This is a genomic window from Sulfurimonas sp., from assembly GCF_047622445.1.
Taxonomy (GTDB): Bacteria; Campylobacterota; Campylobacteria; order Campylobacterales; family Sulfurimonadaceae; genus Sulfurimonas.
This window is the reverse complement of the sequence record NZ_JBLHOE010000026.1, coordinates 25,058-42,138: the sequence shown is the minus strand read 5'-3', so window position 1 is coordinate 42,138 and position 17,081 is coordinate 25,058. Positions and strand designations below refer to the sequence as shown.

The 17,081-nt window shown below is 33.4% G+C and carries 16 protein-coding genes; 1 reads left to right on the top strand and 15 read right to left on the bottom strand.

What is annotated here, in order from left to right:
- Nucleotides 1–67 precede the first annotated feature (67 nt).
- The 14 genes from ACI9TV_RS07650 to ACI9TV_RS07585 form a co-directional block, all read right to left on the bottom strand.
- The gene (locus tag ACI9TV_RS07650; protein ID WP_415250185.1) at nt 68–529 is read right to left on the bottom strand and encodes a thiosulfate oxidation carrier protein SoxY; all 462 of its coding nucleotides are present in this window, start codon (nt 527–529) and stop codon (nt 68–70) included.
- Between the two features lie 22 nt (nt 530–551).
- The gene (locus ACI9TV_RS07645) at nt 552–1,784 is read right to left on the bottom strand and encodes a c-type cytochrome (RefSeq protein WP_415250184.1); all 1,233 of its coding nucleotides are present in this window, start codon (nt 1,782–1,784) and stop codon (nt 552–554) included.
- Nucleotides 1,765–3,075: a sulfite dehydrogenase gene (soxC, locus tag ACI9TV_RS07640; protein ID WP_415250183.1), complete on the bottom strand. Its 1,311-nt coding sequence runs from the start codon at nt 3,073–3,075 to the stop codon at nt 1,765–1,767. The genes ACI9TV_RS07645 and soxC overlap by 20 nt, the downstream gene beginning before the upstream one ends.
- A gap of 492 nt (nt 3,076–3,567) precedes the next feature.
- Nucleotides 3,568–4,053 (bottom strand): hypothetical protein, encoded by a 486-nt coding sequence (locus ACI9TV_RS07635; protein WP_415250182.1) that lies wholly within the window; start codon nt 4,051–4,053, stop codon nt 3,568–3,570.
- 93 nt (nt 4,054–4,146) lie between these two features.
- Nucleotides 4,147–5,637 carry an NAD(P)/FAD-dependent oxidoreductase gene (locus ACI9TV_RS07630; protein ID WP_415250181.1) on the bottom strand — a complete coding sequence of 497 codons (1,491 nt, stop codon included), beginning with the start codon at nt 5,635–5,637 and terminating at the stop codon, nt 4,147–4,149.
- A gap of 128 nt (nt 5,638–5,765) precedes the next feature.
- Nucleotides 5,766–6,134 carry a hypothetical protein gene (locus tag ACI9TV_RS07625; protein ID WP_415250180.1) on the bottom strand — a complete coding sequence of 123 codons (369 nt, stop codon included), beginning with the start codon at nt 6,132–6,134 and terminating at the stop codon, nt 5,766–5,768.
- Between the two features lie 2 nt (nt 6,135–6,136).
- A complete protein-coding gene (locus tag ACI9TV_RS07620) occupies nt 6,137–6,577 on the bottom strand; it encodes a tetratricopeptide repeat protein (RefSeq protein ID WP_415250179.1) in 441 nt (146 codons plus the stop codon).
- An 87-nt stretch (nt 6,578–6,664) separates the two neighbouring features.
- The gene (locus ACI9TV_RS07615) at nt 6,665–7,021 is read right to left on the bottom strand and encodes a c-type cytochrome (protein WP_415250178.1); all 357 of its coding nucleotides are present in this window, start codon (nt 7,019–7,021) and stop codon (nt 6,665–6,667) included.
- 147 nt (nt 7,022–7,168) lie between these two features.
- The gene (locus tag ACI9TV_RS07610) at nt 7,169–7,585 is read right to left on the bottom strand and encodes a PAS domain-containing protein (RefSeq protein WP_415250177.1); all 417 of its coding nucleotides are present in this window, start codon (nt 7,583–7,585) and stop codon (nt 7,169–7,171) included.
- Between the two features lie 12 nt (nt 7,586–7,597).
- The gene (aroC, locus tag ACI9TV_RS07605) at nt 7,598–8,671 is read right to left on the bottom strand and encodes a chorismate synthase (RefSeq protein WP_415250176.1); all 1,074 of its coding nucleotides are present in this window, start codon (nt 8,669–8,671) and stop codon (nt 7,598–7,600) included.
- Nucleotides 8,672–9,352 (bottom strand): ribonuclease III, encoded by a 681-nt coding sequence (gene rnc, locus ACI9TV_RS07600; RefSeq protein WP_415250175.1) that lies wholly within the window; start codon nt 9,350–9,352, stop codon nt 8,672–8,674.
- Between the two features lie 145 nt (nt 9,353–9,497).
- Nucleotides 9,498–10,544 carry a tetratricopeptide repeat protein gene (locus ACI9TV_RS07595; RefSeq protein ID WP_415250174.1) on the bottom strand — a complete coding sequence of 349 codons (1,047 nt, stop codon included), beginning with the start codon at nt 10,542–10,544 and terminating at the stop codon, nt 9,498–9,500.
- A 4-nt stretch (nt 10,545–10,548) separates the two neighbouring features.
- Nucleotides 10,549–11,016 (bottom strand): hypothetical protein, encoded by a 468-nt coding sequence (locus tag ACI9TV_RS07590; protein ID WP_415250173.1) that lies wholly within the window; start codon nt 11,014–11,016, stop codon nt 10,549–10,551.
- A gap of 64 nt (nt 11,017–11,080) precedes the next feature.
- Nucleotides 11,081–12,145 carry a YeiH family protein gene (locus ACI9TV_RS07585; protein ID WP_415250172.1) on the bottom strand — a complete coding sequence of 355 codons (1,065 nt, stop codon included), beginning with the start codon at nt 12,143–12,145 and terminating at the stop codon, nt 11,081–11,083.
- A 140-nt stretch (nt 12,146–12,285) separates the two neighbouring features.
- Here ACI9TV_RS07585 and ACI9TV_RS07580 point away from each other — a divergent pair, with 140 nt between their 5' ends.
- Nucleotides 12,286–13,359, top strand: a complete 1,074-nt coding sequence (locus ACI9TV_RS07580) for a HupE/UreJ family protein (protein WP_415250171.1) — start codon at nt 12,286–12,288, stop codon at nt 13,357–13,359.
- Between the two features lie 39 nt (nt 13,360–13,398).
- On the opposite strand, the gene ACI9TV_RS07575 is transcribed toward ACI9TV_RS07580, so the two are convergent.
- Nucleotides 13,399–17,052, bottom strand: a complete 3,654-nt coding sequence (locus ACI9TV_RS07575; RefSeq protein WP_415250170.1) for a DUF748 domain-containing protein — start codon at nt 17,050–17,052, stop codon at nt 13,399–13,401.
- Between the last annotated feature and the right edge of the window lie 29 nt (nt 17,053–17,081).

The window sequence follows — 17,081 nt, the reverse complement described above, 5'->3', positions numbered from 1 at the left end:
TTTGCCATTTTCTTTCCTTATATATTTATTTATTTATTTTTGACTACTATTGAAGTGTGGGATTGAATCAACCTCCACAACCACCAATAGATACATCTATCTCTTTAGTTGCCATATAAAGAACACCTGTTCCTCTTTCTTTACCTACAACAGTAACGAAAGCAGTTTGTCTCATTTTAATTCTAAAGTCATACTCTATTATTGCGCCTGCTGGTACTGAGAACACACAAGATAAACATCTTGGATTTGCATCTTGGAAAAGTGCAATTGATTCTAAGTCTAGAGACGATTTAACAGTAATTGGAATTGATCCACCATTCTCTGCTAGTTTTGGAGCTTTAAATACTAATTTATCACTTTTTTTCATTCCAGCACCACCGAAAAGTGCTTTAATTCCATCTGCAGTCTTTTCTACTTCCCATGCTTTTGGTTTTGTAGCTCTAAAGTCTACTGCTCTTAAATCTGTACCTGGGGCAACGATCGCAGCAAATGCTGCTAAACCTACGCCTAAAAATTTTCTTCTATCCATTTTGTTTTCCTTTTATTTAGTTTTAATGTTCTTTGCTTGAATCTATCATAAATTCAACTATTAGTTTAACGTCCGAAGGTAATAAGTCTGGGTTACCACCTTTTGCAGGCATTCCACCCATTCCATTAATAGAATTATAAACAACTTTATCTTTACCTTTAACCATAACATCACGCCATGCAGCAATGTCTCCAAGAGCTGGTGCACCCATTTGGTCAGTCGCATGACAAAGTTTACACGAGTCATTATACATTTTTTCAGCTTTTGATATAGATTTATCTTCCACTTCTGGTGGTAAATCTCTTACAGTTGAGTAAGCCGGTGATACATCTGACATCTCATAACCGATCTTCATAACTTTAGCTTCAGTCTTACCATCCATCCCTGGATCTTTACAGTCTGTCATACATCTTGTACCAGAACCAATATTTTTAGCACGATCTGCATAAAATGCTCTTACATTTTCTATAGGGTCTGTACCATTCATACCATCAATATCTGGATAAAAACCGTTTCTATTTGCTAAAACTACTTTTGAAAGTTTTTCTGCATTTAAAACATACTCATCATCCATTTCTACGCCATCTATTTCAACTTCATTTTGAGCTAATAAATATGCTGTAATAGCATACGTTTCATTCGCACTTAAGCTTTTAGGAGTTGCATATGGCATAGCATCTCTAATATATGTAAATAGTGTAGTAGCTGTAGGCCAGTATGTACCAACCGTTCTTTTTGGAGCATCCATACCTGGTTCAAGTCTTTGATTTTTAAGTGTGATTACAATTCCGTTTTCATCTTTACTTTGATTACCACCAGCTAATTGTGGATAACCATTTCCACCACCACCAAAATCGCCGTGACAAGATGCACATTGTGCTTCATATAACTCATCACCCTCTTCAACAGAACCTTCACCTTCTGGTAAACCTGAACCATCTGGTAAAGCATCTATATCCCACGCTTTAATCTCATTAGCAGTTGCAGCTCTACCAAAGCTAACGCCTTTAGAACCTTGCTGATTGTAAGCATATGCAGTGTCAACTCCATTTGCTCTTACATATGTAACACCACCATCTATAGCAGTCTTATTTTTAATTGCATATGTACCATGTGGACTTGCTATCGCAACAGCAGAAGCCGTTGCTGTAGTTTCATTACTTGAAGCGATACCACTACAACCTGTAAATAATAAAGCCGCAGCAGAAAATGCCATAGTTCCGTTTATAATTGATTTACGATCTAACTTGAACATTTGAAACCTCCCCTTTTGCGTTTACAGCCCATGTATGGATGGCATTTCTATGGTAAACACCCTCTACACCGACAACTTTTTTCTCTTGATTAACTGTTGGTTGCACATTATCAGAATCATCATAAGAACGACTTGCTAATAATAATGGCTTACCTTCATATTTATACATATAAGAGAATCTAGTCCAAGCTTTTGGAAGAACTAAACCTTTAAGGCTAGCTTCAACCCAGTTTTTACCACCATCAAAGCTAATATCTACACCTCTGATAGTTCCATGACCACTCCATGCTAAACCTTCAATCTCAATTAAGTCACCTTTTTTAAGATCAGTCCATGGTTTCTCTGGACAAGGAGAAGTAATAATCGAATTTGTTTCTAGAGCGTAAAAATGCTGTATAGCTTTACCACTTGCAGTAAGTGCAGTATACTTAGAAGTTTCTTCTTTTGCATACCATGGCTTGTCACCAAATTCTAGTCTTTTTAGCCATTTAACACATAAGTTAGCTTCCCAACCCGGAGCCATTAAACGAACTGGATAACCTTGCTCATTACGTAGAGCTTCTCCATTTTGTGCATATACAAGCATTACATCATCAAGCACTTTTTCAATAGGTAATGTTCTACTCATTTCTGAACCATCACTACCTTCGGCAAGCATCCACTTAGCTTCTGGCTTAAGTCCAAGTTCATCAAGAATAACACTTAAACGAACACCAGTCCATTCAGTACAACTCATCATTCCTCTAACCATTTGTAAAGAACCAAATTGAGGACCCTTCCATTCAGCAGCACCATTTGAAGGACACTCCATAAATAAAATTCTACTCTCACTTGGATATCTTTTTAGTTGGTCTAAAGTAAGTACAATTGTTTTTTCAACTAAACCATGAATCATTAGTCTAAATTTATTTGGATCAATTTCGGCTACACCGTTATGAGTACGCGTAAAATGTAAACCATTAGGTACGATTATTCCATTTAGTTCATGTAAAGGTGTCATTGATATAGCTGCATGCATATCGCCAGCCGATGACATTAATGGTGAAGTTCTTCTTACAACATTATGTTCGTATTTTGACGGCAGTCCATAAGGGTTTTCATTAATCTCTTTCCCTAAAGAAGTTCCCCACTTTGTATGATGCATAATATTTACATCATCACTATCAGTAGCAAGTAATGTAGCTGGAGCTAAGATAGTTGCGGCAGCAGCAGCACTAACTGTAGCTGTTCTTCTGAAAAAATCTCTTCTACTAACAGATGCTAATTCTTCTGTTTCGAATTCTTTATTCATAAATTCTCCTCTTTAATTGATTTACTATTTTTATTATATTAATCTGCGATTGTCTGATAAATCTATATAATATTTATCACAAACTTGGCACAAAAATAATTATACCATTTTTGAAGTCTTTAAATCCTTTTAAAAAATTCAAGTATCCCAAGATCTCAATAAATTACTAATCTATGTTACGAATAGAAACACTATTATACAAATATATAATAATGTTTATAAGTTTTATAAAAACTCTAGTTTATCTAATTGAATTTATTTTTCAAATATTCCTACAATAAAATCTATTACTTTTCTTAGAATGAGCATCACTCCATAAACAACAAACGCGTATACAAAAGGGTGAGAATAATTTCCTTTTTCATTCATAAGCTCAAACCTAGAGAACGGATCACTCAAGAGATCAATGTGAAATATCAAAGCTAATATTATAAATGTGAGAATATAGTAAAAAAGCTCTTTTTTTATGTTGTGTTTAAATTTTTCTAACATTTATGATTCGATTACTTCTGTATTGTTTTCACTAGACTCTAACTCTTCTTCCCCCTCAACAATATCTTCTTTTAATTCTATAAGGAGCTCCTGTCGTTTTACTATCAATTTTTCTATAATTTCTTCTCCAATTTCTTCTCTATCTTGCCAGTCGACTTCATGAAGAATACCAAAAAGTTTTTTGAAATAATCATAGTGGCTATCAGCACTTGTCACTTTAAAAAAGTAATACCGTCTAAGACTAACTTCATCTATGTCAGATATTGCAATTTTTTTGCCAATCTTATCTGGATAAATTTCTTCTCTAATCCAGTTTACAAAAAGCTCAGATTCTTTAAACCAATTGTACAGATGTAAGTCTGCCTCTTTTAAAAGCTTATACGTCTCTGCTTGTTCCTTATTTAATTCATAAGAGTAAACATTCTCGTCTAGCTCAAATGTATCAAGTGCATCATCATAGATAACGAATTCAAATTTTACCTGCATTTATAAATCCTGATTGTAAAGATATTTGTTGAAAAGTGTTTTGTGAAAGGGTAAAAAAGACAGAGAAGGAAAGTTTTCCTTCTCTTGTTTGTGCTATGCTCTACCGGCAAGCATTCCATACATTGTCATTGGTTTAAGTGCGTACACTTTCATTAACCACCATATCCATCTCTCAACTGTAGGGTCAAGTGGAACTAATGGTGTAGGTTTAACAGTCCAGTCAAACTCAGCTAACATAACTGTACCAATACTTGTAATTAATGGACAAACAGTATAACCAGCATATTTTGATTCTAGTTTTTTACCTTCCATTTGTGAAATAAGATTATCAACAAGAACTTTATATTGCTTTCTTACAGATCCACCAGTTTTACCCATTGGAACTTGTGCAATATCACCAACTGCAAATACGTTATCAAATTTAACATGTTGTAATGTTTCTTTGTTTACTGGGACCCAACCTTTCGCTGAACCAATATCTGATTCAGCAACTTCTCTTGGAGCAATTGCATCCGGAGTAATATGTAAAAAGTCATATGGAACTCTTACTTGCTCATGCTTAGAATAAACTTCAAAGTCTCTCATAATCGGATCATAAGGTCCTTTTTCTTGCCATTTAGCATCAAAAACTGCAATTTTATTTTCTTTTTCAACACGTACAAGATTATGTCTATAGTGACAATCAAAACCTTCTCTCTTAAACTGTTCAACAATAGCATCGTGGTATTCAGGTACACCGAACATTGCTCCACCATTTGGATAAAAAACAAGTTCTGCATTATCTCTTGCACCAGCTTCCTTAAGTCTTGAGTTCGTAAGATACATAATTTTCTTTGGAGCACCACCACATTTAATAGGTGTACTTGGATGCGTGAAAAGGAATTTTACTTTTTCGCCATCCTTAGCATTCTTAGCTTTTTCGATGTATTTTTGCATCTCTATCCAAGTTTTAGTAGAACCTTCAGCTGTATAAATTGAACATATACCAGTATCTTCACCTAATACGTCAAGAAGTTTTGTATTGTCTCCAGATGAATAAGCACGACCAGCTTCTTCTAAGCCCTCAATTCTTTCGAAATCGAGTTGTAAACCAGTAGCTACAATTAAGTAATCATACTCAACAACTTGACCTTTTGCAGTAGTTACTCTGTTGTTTGTTGGATCAAAATCAATAACTTTGTCTGCAATTACTTTTGTCCCTTCTGGAACAAAATCATCACGATTAAATTTAATATCATCTATATCCCAGATACCAGCTGCAACAAGAGTTTGTCCCGGTTGGTAAGATACTGATAATTTTTCAGGTTCTATAACAGTAATGTCTGGATTTTCAATGCTCAGTGTTAATCTTGCTGCTGTACTCATACCTGCAAGTCCACCACCAACAATTACAATCTTAGCATTAATGCCTGATTTTTTAAGTGGTAATTGGTCTTTTTCCATTGCTGCAACATCGCTAGCACCCATTAAGAGACCTGCACCAGAAATTCCTGCTAACTTCATAGCTTCTCTTCTGCTCATACCTTTTGAAGATAAATCTTTATCCATCTCCGATAACATTTTATTAAGATATTTATAATCCATATTTATCCTTTAGTTTCATTTACTTTATAATAGTTTACTAAAACACTATCGTAAAGTATGTAATTTATGCCTTAAATAATAGTGTTTATTCAGAAAAAAACACTTACGTGATAAAATTGTAACATTATTTATACTGTAATTTCGGACTTGACTATGCCCAGAAGAAGATAAATTCCTTTCTTCTCATCTACAAAAAACGGTATTGTAAAACCTTGATTTTGAATGTCTTTCACATTTTCATTATCAAAATAAATAGACTTCTTATACTTCTTTACCTTTGTATGCATGTTAACAATAATCGTATCTAGATAAAGTTGAAAAGAACTCTCAGTAATTTCATTTTCTTTTTTAATGAACTCTAATGCTTCTTGTAACTGTTCCTTATAAAGAGGAGAAGGGAATACATTCATTCCAGGATAATAACCCTCAAATTCAAGTTTACCTTCAAGATAATTATTTAGCTCTGCTTGAAGTTTCTTTTTAGTTTCACTTAACATCATTAACCCTCTTCTAATTTACGATATTGATCACAAGATGACATATTTCCTAAATGACAGCCTCTTGCAAAATCATACATCGCCTTTTTATCACTTTTTTTTACACCTTTGCCACCGCGAAGATGTGTAACAGCTAGGTAGTAACATCCAGTTGCACTTTTTTTATTACAGGCTTTATTAAAGAATCTTTGAGCTTTTTTTACATTTATTTTTATCTCTTTATCTTGACCCGTATAGTACAAAGTCCCAATTCTTACACAAGCTTGCTTCTTACCGTTATTGCAATCCTCTTTGAATTTCTGATTTACTGGAGACTGGTACTGAGTTGAAACTTCAAGAGCAAGGTCCGGACCGCCATAGACTAATTTTGAATGTGCTGAATGCGCATAAGACAAAGTTTGTACACTTAGTAATATAGTGATGAAAATAATAATTTTACTCATTGTAATTTCCTTGAGTTTTTTGAAAGTGTTTTAAAGAAGATGTTTATAGAGATGGGGAAATATGCTGAAAATTCAGCATATTATTATTTATTTCAAAGTTGTTGTGATATATTCAGAAAGAGCGTCTATCTCTTCATAAGAAAGATCAACAAGTGAACTTTTCATCATTGCACCATAACCATATTTATTAACACTTCCATATCTATAGCCTTTTAGCTCTATTGCTAATGTTGCAGTTTCTAATCCAGTAATCGGAGCATACTCAACTGTAGAGTTATCAAACATTTTAGTTTGTTTTCCATCAGCACTATGACATTGGATACATTCTTGTTTATAAATTGCTTCACCGTTAGCTGGTAATAATACACCAGTTTTGTACATTGGCGCATCTGCCGCTATTAAAGTAGCACTTGCTACTAATGCAGAAAGAATAATTTTTTTCATTTTGAACCCTTAAATTATCAAATTAATGTGTCATTATAATCACAAAAATCTTAAATTAACTAGAAAGTATCTCCCTATCTATCAATTTTCATCAACTATGTTACTGTTTAGCTTATTTTTTTAATCTGAATTGCTTATATTATATACTCAACTCTTAGTATTTAACTCTGCATAAAGAGTTGTGCAGGCTTCAACATCTGATCTATCCGGAACTCTTCTTATGGAAAGGTATGTCACGTTACCCTTAGTATCAACTTTTTTAAGTACCGTCGCATACACCCAATAATATCCTCTATCTTTTCGAATATTCTTAACAAAACCTGTCCAAAAACCTTTCGTTCGAACATCACTCCAAAGGCCCTTAAAAGCTATACGAGGCATGTCAGGATGTCTTACTATATTGTGTGCTTGACCAATAAGTTCATCGATCGTATATCCAGCAAGTTCACAAAAAATATCATTTGCATAAAGGATGATCCCTTTATCGTCTGTTTCGCTTAATATGTAAGCGTCAGATGAAAAAAACCACTCATCCGTTTCAGTTGACTTATGAACTCTACTCATCGTAACCTCTATTTAGTTATAATATTTTTCTAGACCACTCATACTTGAGCCCATATTTAACAGTAACATATCTGCTATAACAAGAGCCGCCATGGATTCACATACAACTGTACCACGTATTGCTACACAAGGGTCATGTCTTCCTTTAAGGGAAAAATCCAATTCCTCATTTTGTTTATTTACTGTATGTTGCTCTTTAAAAATTGAAGGAGTTGGCTTAAAATATACGTTTAAAACGATATCTTCACCATTACTAATTCCCCCTAGTATACCACCAGCATGATTTGTCTCGAATCCATCTGAACGAATAGCATCATTATTCTGTGAACCAAATGTAGAAGCACTTAAAATTCCATCACCGATTTCAACAGCTTTTACAGCATTAATACCCATCATTGCATCAGCTAAAACACCATCTAACTTATAATACAAAGGTTGACCAAGTCCGACTGGTGTCCCTTTTATAAGAACACGTGCCACACCACCAACAGAATCATGATCATTTTTTGCTTTAAGAATTACATCTTTTTGCTTCTGCTCTACTGATGTATCAAGTGCATAAATTAAACTACTTTTAGCACTTTCGTAATCAAAAGAACTAGCTTTAACCTCTGATACTTGACTTATACCACTTTGGATGGAGACATTTAAAGTGTCTAACATTAATTTAGCAATAGCCCCTGCTGCAACTCTAGCTGCAGTTTCTCTTGCTGAGCTTCTACCGCCACCACGGTAATCTCTTAAACCGTATTTATGAAAATAAGTAAAGTCCGCATGACCTGGACGGAAAACATCTTTAATATTTGAGTAGTCTTTTGACTTTTGATTTGTGTTGTAAATAATCATTGCTATTGGTGTTCCAGTACTTAAACCTTCAAACACGCCAGATAATATCTCAACCTTGTCAGCTTCTTTTCTCGCAGTTTCAAATTCAGACTTACCTGGTTTTCTTCTATCCAACTCGGATTGGATATATGTTTCATCTATACTAAGTCCTGCGGGGACTCCATCTAAAATACACCCTATAGCCGTACCATGGGATTCACCAAAGGTGCTAAATCGTAACTTTTGTCCGAAACTATTCATCTATTTTTCTTCCTTTAGCATCTCAATAGCAATTTTCGCTGCTTCTTGTTGTGCTATCTTTTTACTTTTACCAATCGCTTTTGCGTACTCTTTTCCTTGAATACTTACGGCAATCTCGAACTCTTTTTGATGGTCAGGTCCACGGCTTGCAAGCACATCGTATACTGGAGTAACACCAAAGATAGACTGTGTTAACTCTTGAAGTAAAGTTTTATAATCACTAAAAAGGGAATCGAGTGAGATTTCTTCATGATTCTTCTCTATTAAATTAATAGCTATCAACTCAACAACTTTAAGTCCAGACTCTAGATAAATAGCTCCTATAACAGCTTCAAAGGCGTTAGAGAGAAGCGATGATTTTTCACGTCCACCATTGTTTTCTTCTGCATTAGAAAGTAAAATATAATTACCTAAGTTTAACGAGCGTGCTAGTTTGTCAAAACCTGTTTCATTTACAAGAGATGCACGAATTTTTGAGAGATTTCCCTCAGCTGATTTTGAAAACTTTTTATAAAGGTATTCGCCAACGATTAAATCTAACACAGCATCACCTAAAAATTCTAGACGTTCATTGTCATATGGTTTTTTAAAGCTTTTGTGCGTTAGTGCTTCGGTAATAAGTTTTTTATCTTTAAACTCATAACCCAAACTCTTTTCTAAAGGTTCTATATTTTTTAACATTATTTTACTTTTCTCCTAGTGACTCTTTTAATTTTCTTTTTCAGAGTGTGCTAGTATATCATATCTCTCATTTTCCAGATTTCCATGATATCTAGTACGCTAAATCCTATGAACTTTTGCTCCTAAATTGTCAAGTTCTAAGCCATCACTGAAAAGAGTTACTTTCCTCACCAAAATCCCTATGATAATCTTTTGTTAAACTAAACTCTACATTGATTGTATCAATGGAGTGACATGAACTACAACGATGAAAAGCAAATGGGTAAAGTTGCTTACATGAGGAACAAATATATTCAAAACTTAAAGTTGCGTTTGTCTTACCTCTTAAGTTTATTAAGGCATCAAACTCAAATACACTACTTTTTAAAGAAAGATTTATATCTCCACGCGCAGTATATAACTCTCGAAGGTATGAACTAGAAGAGATTACATCCATATTTAAACTATCTGTTGGGAGGTTCCATAGCAGATCAACCAAGTTTTCACTCTCTGAACTGTCAAAATGCTCCCAAGCAAGTTTTGGATTTACACGAAATAAGTATTCAAATATCATGTATGACATACGTCTACTTTTAAGATAAAGCTCAATAAGTTTTTCTGTTTTTTCTTGAGAATCTACTGCGGCATTATTTAAAAGTTCCAAAGCCTTCAGGTATAAAGTATCACATGTTACATCTTTTTTCAATTCATCTAGTGGTTCTAAAACTTCTAAAGCTGATTTATAGTCTCGCATATATTCGTAGACGAGTAAAAGAGTTTCTAACGCCTGAGGTGTTCTTGGATTTTTACGTAAAATCTCTAAAAATATTTGTTTAGAACGTTCTAAAAAACCTGCTTTAAAGTAAGTCTTACCAAGTAGGTACATAATCTCTATTTGCTCTTTATTGTCTGGTTGTTTTAAAATCTCATTATAAATATCTATACTCTTTTCATAGTTTCCACTCTTGGAATATGACGCAGCTAAAAGCATCCATGATTTTTGGGATAATTCGCCACGAGAAACAAGTTCTTTAAGCTCATCTTGTGTTGGTAACGAACGGAATTGTTTTAAAAACCTGTCTAGATGTTTATAGTCTTCTTTTCGCTTATATCTACCCCACCAATACGAAAGAAACGTGATGATAAAAATAAGAGCAAAAAAGACAATGATAGAAAAAAGGGGATCGCGAAACTCTAAGAAAAATATATTCATAAATTTAGTCGTACACTACAATGCCATAATCATTCTTAAGATTATAAAAAGAAGAGCTACCAAGTAAATCCAAATCTTTAATCTTACCAAGTTGCACTATAGAATTTTTTGTAACCATAATTCCATTCTCACGAAAAAACTTTTTAATATTTACAAATTTAACATCTTCTACAAATTTGTATTCAAATTCCTTATGCAGCTTCATTTTTTCACTTAAAAACAAATGGTCATTAACATGTAATTGGTCTGATGCATACTTAATTGGAAGATGTCCGGAGAGGTCTGTTAAAATTTCTTCTATATGCGCATGTTTTTGGGGTAATGTTTCTTTTTGAAGAAAAATGTACTTATTGTTTAACTTTAAATTTGGTGTCTTTTTCCAGTATTTATATGCAGGATTAGAAACTCCAAGTTTTTTAGAAACTTCACGCCAGAGCCAAAAAGAGTTGAGTGTATTTGGTAAATTTGACATCAGCTTTTGACTCCTCTAAAGTTAATCTGATGTCTATTATATACCTTTTACTTTAAGAGTTTTATTAAAAAATCGCTGTAACTAACTTGGTCACTATAAATCCACCAATAACTAACCAAATAAACATAGACAGTGCTGTATAAATAGGAGCAAGTCCGAGTCCTCTAAACTTAGAAAATATTGTACCCATACCAAGGGCGGTCATTGCCATTGTAAGCAAGAATGTATCTATCTCATTAATGATATTCACTACATTTTGAGGAACAATTCCAAGAGAGTTAAAGCCAGCCATACCAATAAAATAGACTGCGAACCACGGAATAACTAAAGAAACTTTACTCCCCTCTTTACCACTTTTTTTGGCTTGCATAGAAAGATAAATTCCTAACACAATCAATAAGGGAGCAATCATAATAACCCGTGTCATTTTTACAATTACAGCAGAATTTGCCATATCGGTAGGGGCACCTTGTATAGAAGCAGGAACCGCTACAACTTGTGCAACTTCATGAATAGTTCCACCTACATAGATACCAAATTGTTGCGTAGTCATATGTAAAAATCCAGTCGATGGTTCAATAATCGTTACATACAGTACTGGGTATAAGAACATAGAGATAGTTCCAAAAAGGACAACCATTGAAACTGCGATAGCTGTTTTATGCTCTTCTGATTTTAAAACTGGTTCTGTTGCAAGTACTGCTGCAGCTCCACAAACTGAGGCGCCAGATGCAGTTAGCATAGAAGTATCTCTATCCATTTTAAAGACTTTTATACCAAGGTATGTTCCTAGTATAAAGGTACTACTCAACATAATAAGTGAAACCATAAATCCACTCATTCCAACCTCAGCAATCTGCTGAAATGTTATACGGAAGCCATAAAATACAATAGCAAACCTAAGAATCTTTTTTCCAGAAAAAGTTATCCCTGTTCCCCATTCACTCGGAATTTTATTATGTAATGTATTTGCATAAAATATACCCATAACAATACCTATAACGAGTGGTGAAATACCTAAAGATTTAATAACCTCAATATTTGATAACATTGTTGCAGCTGCAGCAAAAATAGCTACAAAAATAATACCGCTTAAAGTTCCTTTACGATTTGCTGGGCTAAATGCCATTATAACACTCCATAATAATAAAAATATCTATTTCTAATAATGAAAGTATATCGTATTCTATATTATAAATGTAGATTGCATAAGCAAAGTATATATTTTTATTTAGAATTTGATATAATTCCAAAAACAGGAATTTATACATGTTGTTTTTAAAACATATACTTTTACTGAGTATTCTCTCGATTTCACTTTATTCTCATGAATTAAAAGAAAACTATCTTCAAGTTGACTACAATCAAACTACAGAAATTTTAAATATAAACCTAGAGGTTGAAACTAGACTTTTACAGCAAATGTATACTTTGATGGATGATAATAAAAATGAAATAGTTTCTCACAAAGAATTAAGAAATCATAAACAAACTCTCCTTGATTATGTTTGCGATCATATTTCTTTTTACTCCAAGAACCAACCCTTATCCCTAAAAGATTCTAATGTAACAATTCATCGAAACGATGATCAAACATATATGCAAGTTAATAAGTCATTCCAAGGAGTTTCACTTCATGATTTGGAAGTGAAATATGACCTATTTTTTGAACTTGAAGATACGCATAAACTTTTCATACATTTAAATGATAACAAAGGGGACTTTGTCCTAAGCAAAAATTTACAGTATTATAAGTTTTCATCTTCTTCTATGAGTCAACTTGATAGATTGATTGTCTTTGTAGAAGAAGGGATTGTTCATATTTTAGATGGATTAGATCATCTTCTTTTTATACTTATGCTCTTGATACCTGTTATAGCACTAAGGAGTTCTTATATACAGTTATTAAAGATTATTACAGTGTTTTCTCTTGCACATTCAATTACGCTCTTTATTTCTGGATTTGGATTGTATACGCCAAATATTAGTTTTGTTGAGAGTTTTATCGCCTTAAGTATTTTTATTGTGGCGGCTTTGAACTTTTTTAAATTATATTCTCATGTCAACTATAAAATTGTCTTTTTCTTTGGACTTATGCATGGTTTTGGCTTTGCCAATGTTCTTACAGTTGGACAAGTAAGTGATACAACTTCATTTTTAGTTGCCCTCTTTGGCTTCAATATTGGGGTAGAATTTGGACAAATATTTGTAATACTTCTCTATCTCATACCTCTTCACTTCATAAGAGATTATCAATATAAAGACAAAGTCATCAAAGTAGTCACATTTGCTACTGCCCTTATTTCCGTCGTATGGTTTTTACAAAGAATAGGCGTAGCCTAATTTATTACAATGCTAAGTAGTGTAAAAGAGTAGTTGTCTCTATTTTACAACTACTTCTAATTTCGACCTAATGAGTTGCGTTTCCTCAACTTGAGCTTCTGATATTTCTAGCTCATGGATTCTAGAAATATCTATCCCTTTAATATCTACTAAGTACGTTTTAACAGCAGCACTTCTTTGCTTTGCAAGGGCATGAATTTCTTCAAGAGTCACTACTTGGATAAGAGAACACTCTTTTATTAAAGCTTGAAGGTATGCGCGTTCAAATTTTGCATCATCCTCATACTTTTCTTCAAGAGCATCTTCGATTTTTTTGATTTTATCATCATCTCTAGCATCTTCATAAATATCTTCAAGCAAATCAATGTTCATCGCATTAATTCGTTCTTCTTCATTCTTAGCACCACTTCGTTTTAAGACTGCCTTTACAAGTTTAGTTTTTTGCATAGAAGCACGATCTACTGCTTCATTATATGAACCATAAATACTTAACTTCATTTTTGGTCTTTTTGTGAGTAGCTTACTTACATTGTCCAATTTTTCTCTCTCTGGTGGTAGTATAATGAAAGAACCCGCTTCAAACTCTGCATACTCAAGTTCTTCACCACCAATACCTAGCATAGCGCCTAAGAACTTAAATGGTGAAGCAACCGCTTTTAAAATTAAGTTACCCAATGTTTTCCAAACTAAAGCTCCATACTTAAAGTCAGGTTCATCTACATTCCCTCGTATTGGCATGTCTATATCTATAACACCATCACTATCTTCAAGAAGTGCAATAACAAAACCTAAAGGAAGAGAACTCCCCCCTTCAACTTCTAGTTCTTCTCCAAGCTTTATATTTTTAATTATAATACTGTTTTCCCCAAGTAGTTCAGATTCTTTAATATCATAATGTAGATTTAAAAATAATTTTCCATCATCAATCTTATGTCCTGCGAATGTAGCACTATATCCACTCATAGCAGATAAATCCAAATTCTTAAAGTTAAAGGCTAAATCTGTGAAAGCTTTAGGGTTTGCAGAAATGAGGCTCCCTTTGAGTTTAGTAGAACCATATTCATCTATTTCACCAACTAAATCCACATAGGTTGTCTCATTAGGTGAAGAAGAGATTACAAGTACCGCACCATTGAGGTCGTGAATATTTGTTTTAAAGTTAATAGGTAAAGATGCATCAGCAAATATTGCACTTCCATCTTTTATATTGACTTTCATAATTTTATATGGGAACGCCTCTTTTGGCTCAGGGGTTACCGTAATGTTATCCATTACAATTGTAGTATTTGATTCAATGTTATTTGTTACTTCTACTACTTCTTGTGTCGTGCTATTCTCAAGACTTCCACTGGAGTCATCACTACCTTTAACTAATGTCGCAAGATTCATTGTCTTATTTACATCTATGAGAGCCTTCACATAAAAAGAATCTATATCTACTTCATCTACAAAGAGTCTATTCGGTTCTGTTTCTAAGGTAAAACTTTTTAAATTTAATTTTCCAAAAGAGACTAAAGTAGAATCATTCCTACTGTCATTCACAAACAACTCATCAAGTGTGAAACTTCCGTCTACACTTAAGTCCGGGGAAGTTTTCGAAGCAGCATATTTAATTGAAGTTTTAAGACTTAAATGCCCATCTTGTAGATAAACATAAGCGTGTTCATCAATATAAGGGTTAAGGTCTTTTAATGCTATCTGACTTAACTCAAGGCTCCCCTTTTGTTTCAAAGGAGCATGTCGTAAACTACCTTTAGTTTTTAACCGACCCGTATCATTTATTCTCGCTGAGAGATAATAACTCATCCAGCTATATTTTTTAGAATCAATATTGTAGGCACTTAGATATATTTTATCTACCTTAGATTTGACACTAGGGGACAGCATTTTGTCTTCAAAGCTTACTTTTGCACCTTTAAGTGCTACTTTTTTTACACGTATTCTATAAGGCTCTTCTTTTTTTGCTTTTTTAGATTTTCTTACACCTTTAACTTTTTTGACAATTTTTGGCAAGATTAAATCTTCTGTACTTAGGCTACCATCAGCAAGTCTTGCTGTTCTTATGTTTAGGTACTTTAGTGTAGTATCAGTAATATTTACATCTTTATTTGCAGTATTGAGCTGTATACCTCGCACGTCAAACTCGCTAAACGTAGCAAGACGCTTATTTGTACTTCTTTTATTTAAAGCAAATTTATCTAAATGCAAGTTTGCATCATCTACATTAATTACAACTGTAGAATTTATATCTTTAGCCGTAAGGTTAGCATCAAATCCTACCATCAAACTTCGTAATTTTACATTGTATACTTTTAACTCTTTTCTCGCTATATCATCAATATATGGAAGAAAATGTGTGATATCTAAGTCACTACACTTTGAAGAAGCAGATGCATCTAAAACTTTATGTACTACTTTACCTTCAATGACACAGTTAAACTGATTATTTAGACGTAAATCCATTTGGTATGCAAATGCTTCTTTACCCTCAAGCGTAACATTTTGAGCAAAAATATTTAATTCATCAAGCGTGTTTGTTACCGACGGTCTAATTCCATCATCATTAAAGTTTGCTTTTATTTTTTCTAATGCGATTGTGTCTACAACAATACTCCAATTTTTGGACTCTTCTTCAACCTCAACAGCTGTCTCTACTTCCATCTCTTTCTCAATGTTTTGAGTTTTCTTATTTACTTTAATATACTCAAGCCAGTCTATTGTTCCAGATTTACCCCTTGAAGCAAGGATATTTAAATTATTTAAGCCCATTTTACTCACATGAACATTTTGCGCTAAAGGTTTGATAGTGGCATTATGAAGATAAAAAGATTTCAGAGTTAGGACATCTTTATGATTCCCTTTTGGTTTTATTCTTAAATTATCAAGATTCATATTTATATGAGATATTGTAGCTGATGGGAGATCCTCCATATTTACATTATACTCGGCAGCTAGAGAAAGCTTTCCATCTGCTACTTCTAGATTTAACATATCTTGTACATAGCGCCATTGCGTGTAAAGCTTACTCGCTTCATACACGAAGGAACCCTTGAATATGAGAGGTTCAAAACCTACGACTTCACTATTAAATTTAATAAAGCCACCATCAGACAGCGAAGTATAAAACTTAATTTTCGCGTCACTTGAAGTTAAATCATTTGTATCTATATCTTTTAGTTCAAAATCAATTGTGTCTAAACTAAGTTCAAATTTTTTCCCTTGTGAATAATCTTCATAATTCATGCTCCCTTGTACAATAGCAATCCGATCAAGAATGATTCTGGGTATTTCACTTGTCTCATTGAAGTCATCTTTTTCCACAGACACTGGAGTTTCTTTGAGGATGGATGCAAAATTTATTTTTTTGTCTTTGTCCAAGGCCAGAGAAATTCTAGGTTCTTCTAGAATAAAATTTTTCACATGTATAGCAGAATTTATAAGAGAGGACACTTCAATGTTAATAAAAATTTCTTTTATAAACAGAAGTTCTCTATCATCTAATGAACGTAACTTTAGTCCTGATATGTTAAGATAAAAAGCAAAGGGGTTGAAAAATACAGAATCAATCTCTATCTTCGCATTTGTCTCTTTTGAAACAATATCAATAATTTGAGGTTTTAAAATAAGGGGAACAGCGACAAAGCCTACAAGGCTATAAAAGAAGATGAGTGATAGTATAATTTTTTTAAACAAAATAAACTCCAAGACATTTGTATTGTCTA

Excerpts from the sequence above, each read along its gene's own strand:
- ACI9TV_RS07625 (WP_415250180.1), bottom strand. The coding sequence starts at position 6,134 with ATGTTAAGTGAAACTAAAAAGAAACTTCAAGCAGAGCTAAATAATTAT.
- ACI9TV_RS07590 (WP_415250173.1), bottom strand. The coding sequence starts at position 11,016 with ATGTCAAATTTACCAAATACACTCAACTCTTTTTGGCTCTGGCGTGAA.
- ACI9TV_RS07580 (WP_415250171.1), top strand. The coding sequence starts at position 12,286 with ATGTTGTTTTTAAAACATATACTTTTACTGAGTATTCTCTCGATTTCA.
- ACI9TV_RS07630 (WP_415250181.1), bottom strand. The coding sequence starts at position 5,637 with ATGGATTATAAATATCTTAATAAAATGTTATCGGAGATGGATAAAGAT.
- ACI9TV_RS07645 (WP_415250184.1), bottom strand. The coding sequence starts at position 1,784 with ATGTTCAAGTTAGATCGTAAATCAATTATAAACGGAACTATGGCATTT.
- ACI9TV_RS07620 (WP_415250179.1), bottom strand. The coding sequence starts at position 6,577 with ATGAGTAAAATTATTATTTTCATCACTATATTACTAAGTGTACAAACT.
- ACI9TV_RS07595 (WP_415250174.1), bottom strand. The coding sequence starts at position 10,544 with ATGAATATATTTTTCTTAGAGTTTCGCGATCCCCTTTTTTCTATCATT.
- ACI9TV_RS07610 (WP_415250177.1), bottom strand. The coding sequence starts at position 7,585 with ATGAGTAGAGTTCATAAGTCAACTGAAACGGATGAGTGGTTTTTTTCA.
- ACI9TV_RS07650 (WP_415250185.1), bottom strand. The coding sequence starts at position 529 with ATGGATAGAAGAAAATTTTTAGGCGTAGGTTTAGCAGCATTTGCTGCG.
- soxC (WP_415250183.1), bottom strand. The coding sequence starts at position 3,075 with ATGAATAAAGAATTCGAAACAGAAGAATTAGCATCTGTTAGTAGAAGA.
- aroC (WP_415250176.1), bottom strand. The coding sequence starts at position 8,671 with ATGAATAGTTTCGGACAAAAGTTACGATTTAGCACCTTTGGTGAATCC.
- ACI9TV_RS07635 (WP_415250182.1), bottom strand. The coding sequence starts at position 4,053 with ATGCAGGTAAAATTTGAATTCGTTATCTATGATGATGCACTTGATACA.
- rnc (WP_415250175.1), bottom strand. The coding sequence starts at position 9,352 with ATGTTAAAAAATATAGAACCTTTAGAAAAGAGTTTGGGTTATGAGTTT.
- ACI9TV_RS07585 (WP_415250172.1), bottom strand. The coding sequence starts at position 12,145 with ATGGCATTTAGCCCAGCAAATCGTAAAGGAACTTTAAGCGGTATTATT.
- ACI9TV_RS07615 (WP_415250178.1), bottom strand. The coding sequence starts at position 7,021 with ATGAAAAAAATTATTCTTTCTGCATTAGTAGCAAGTGCTACTTTAATA.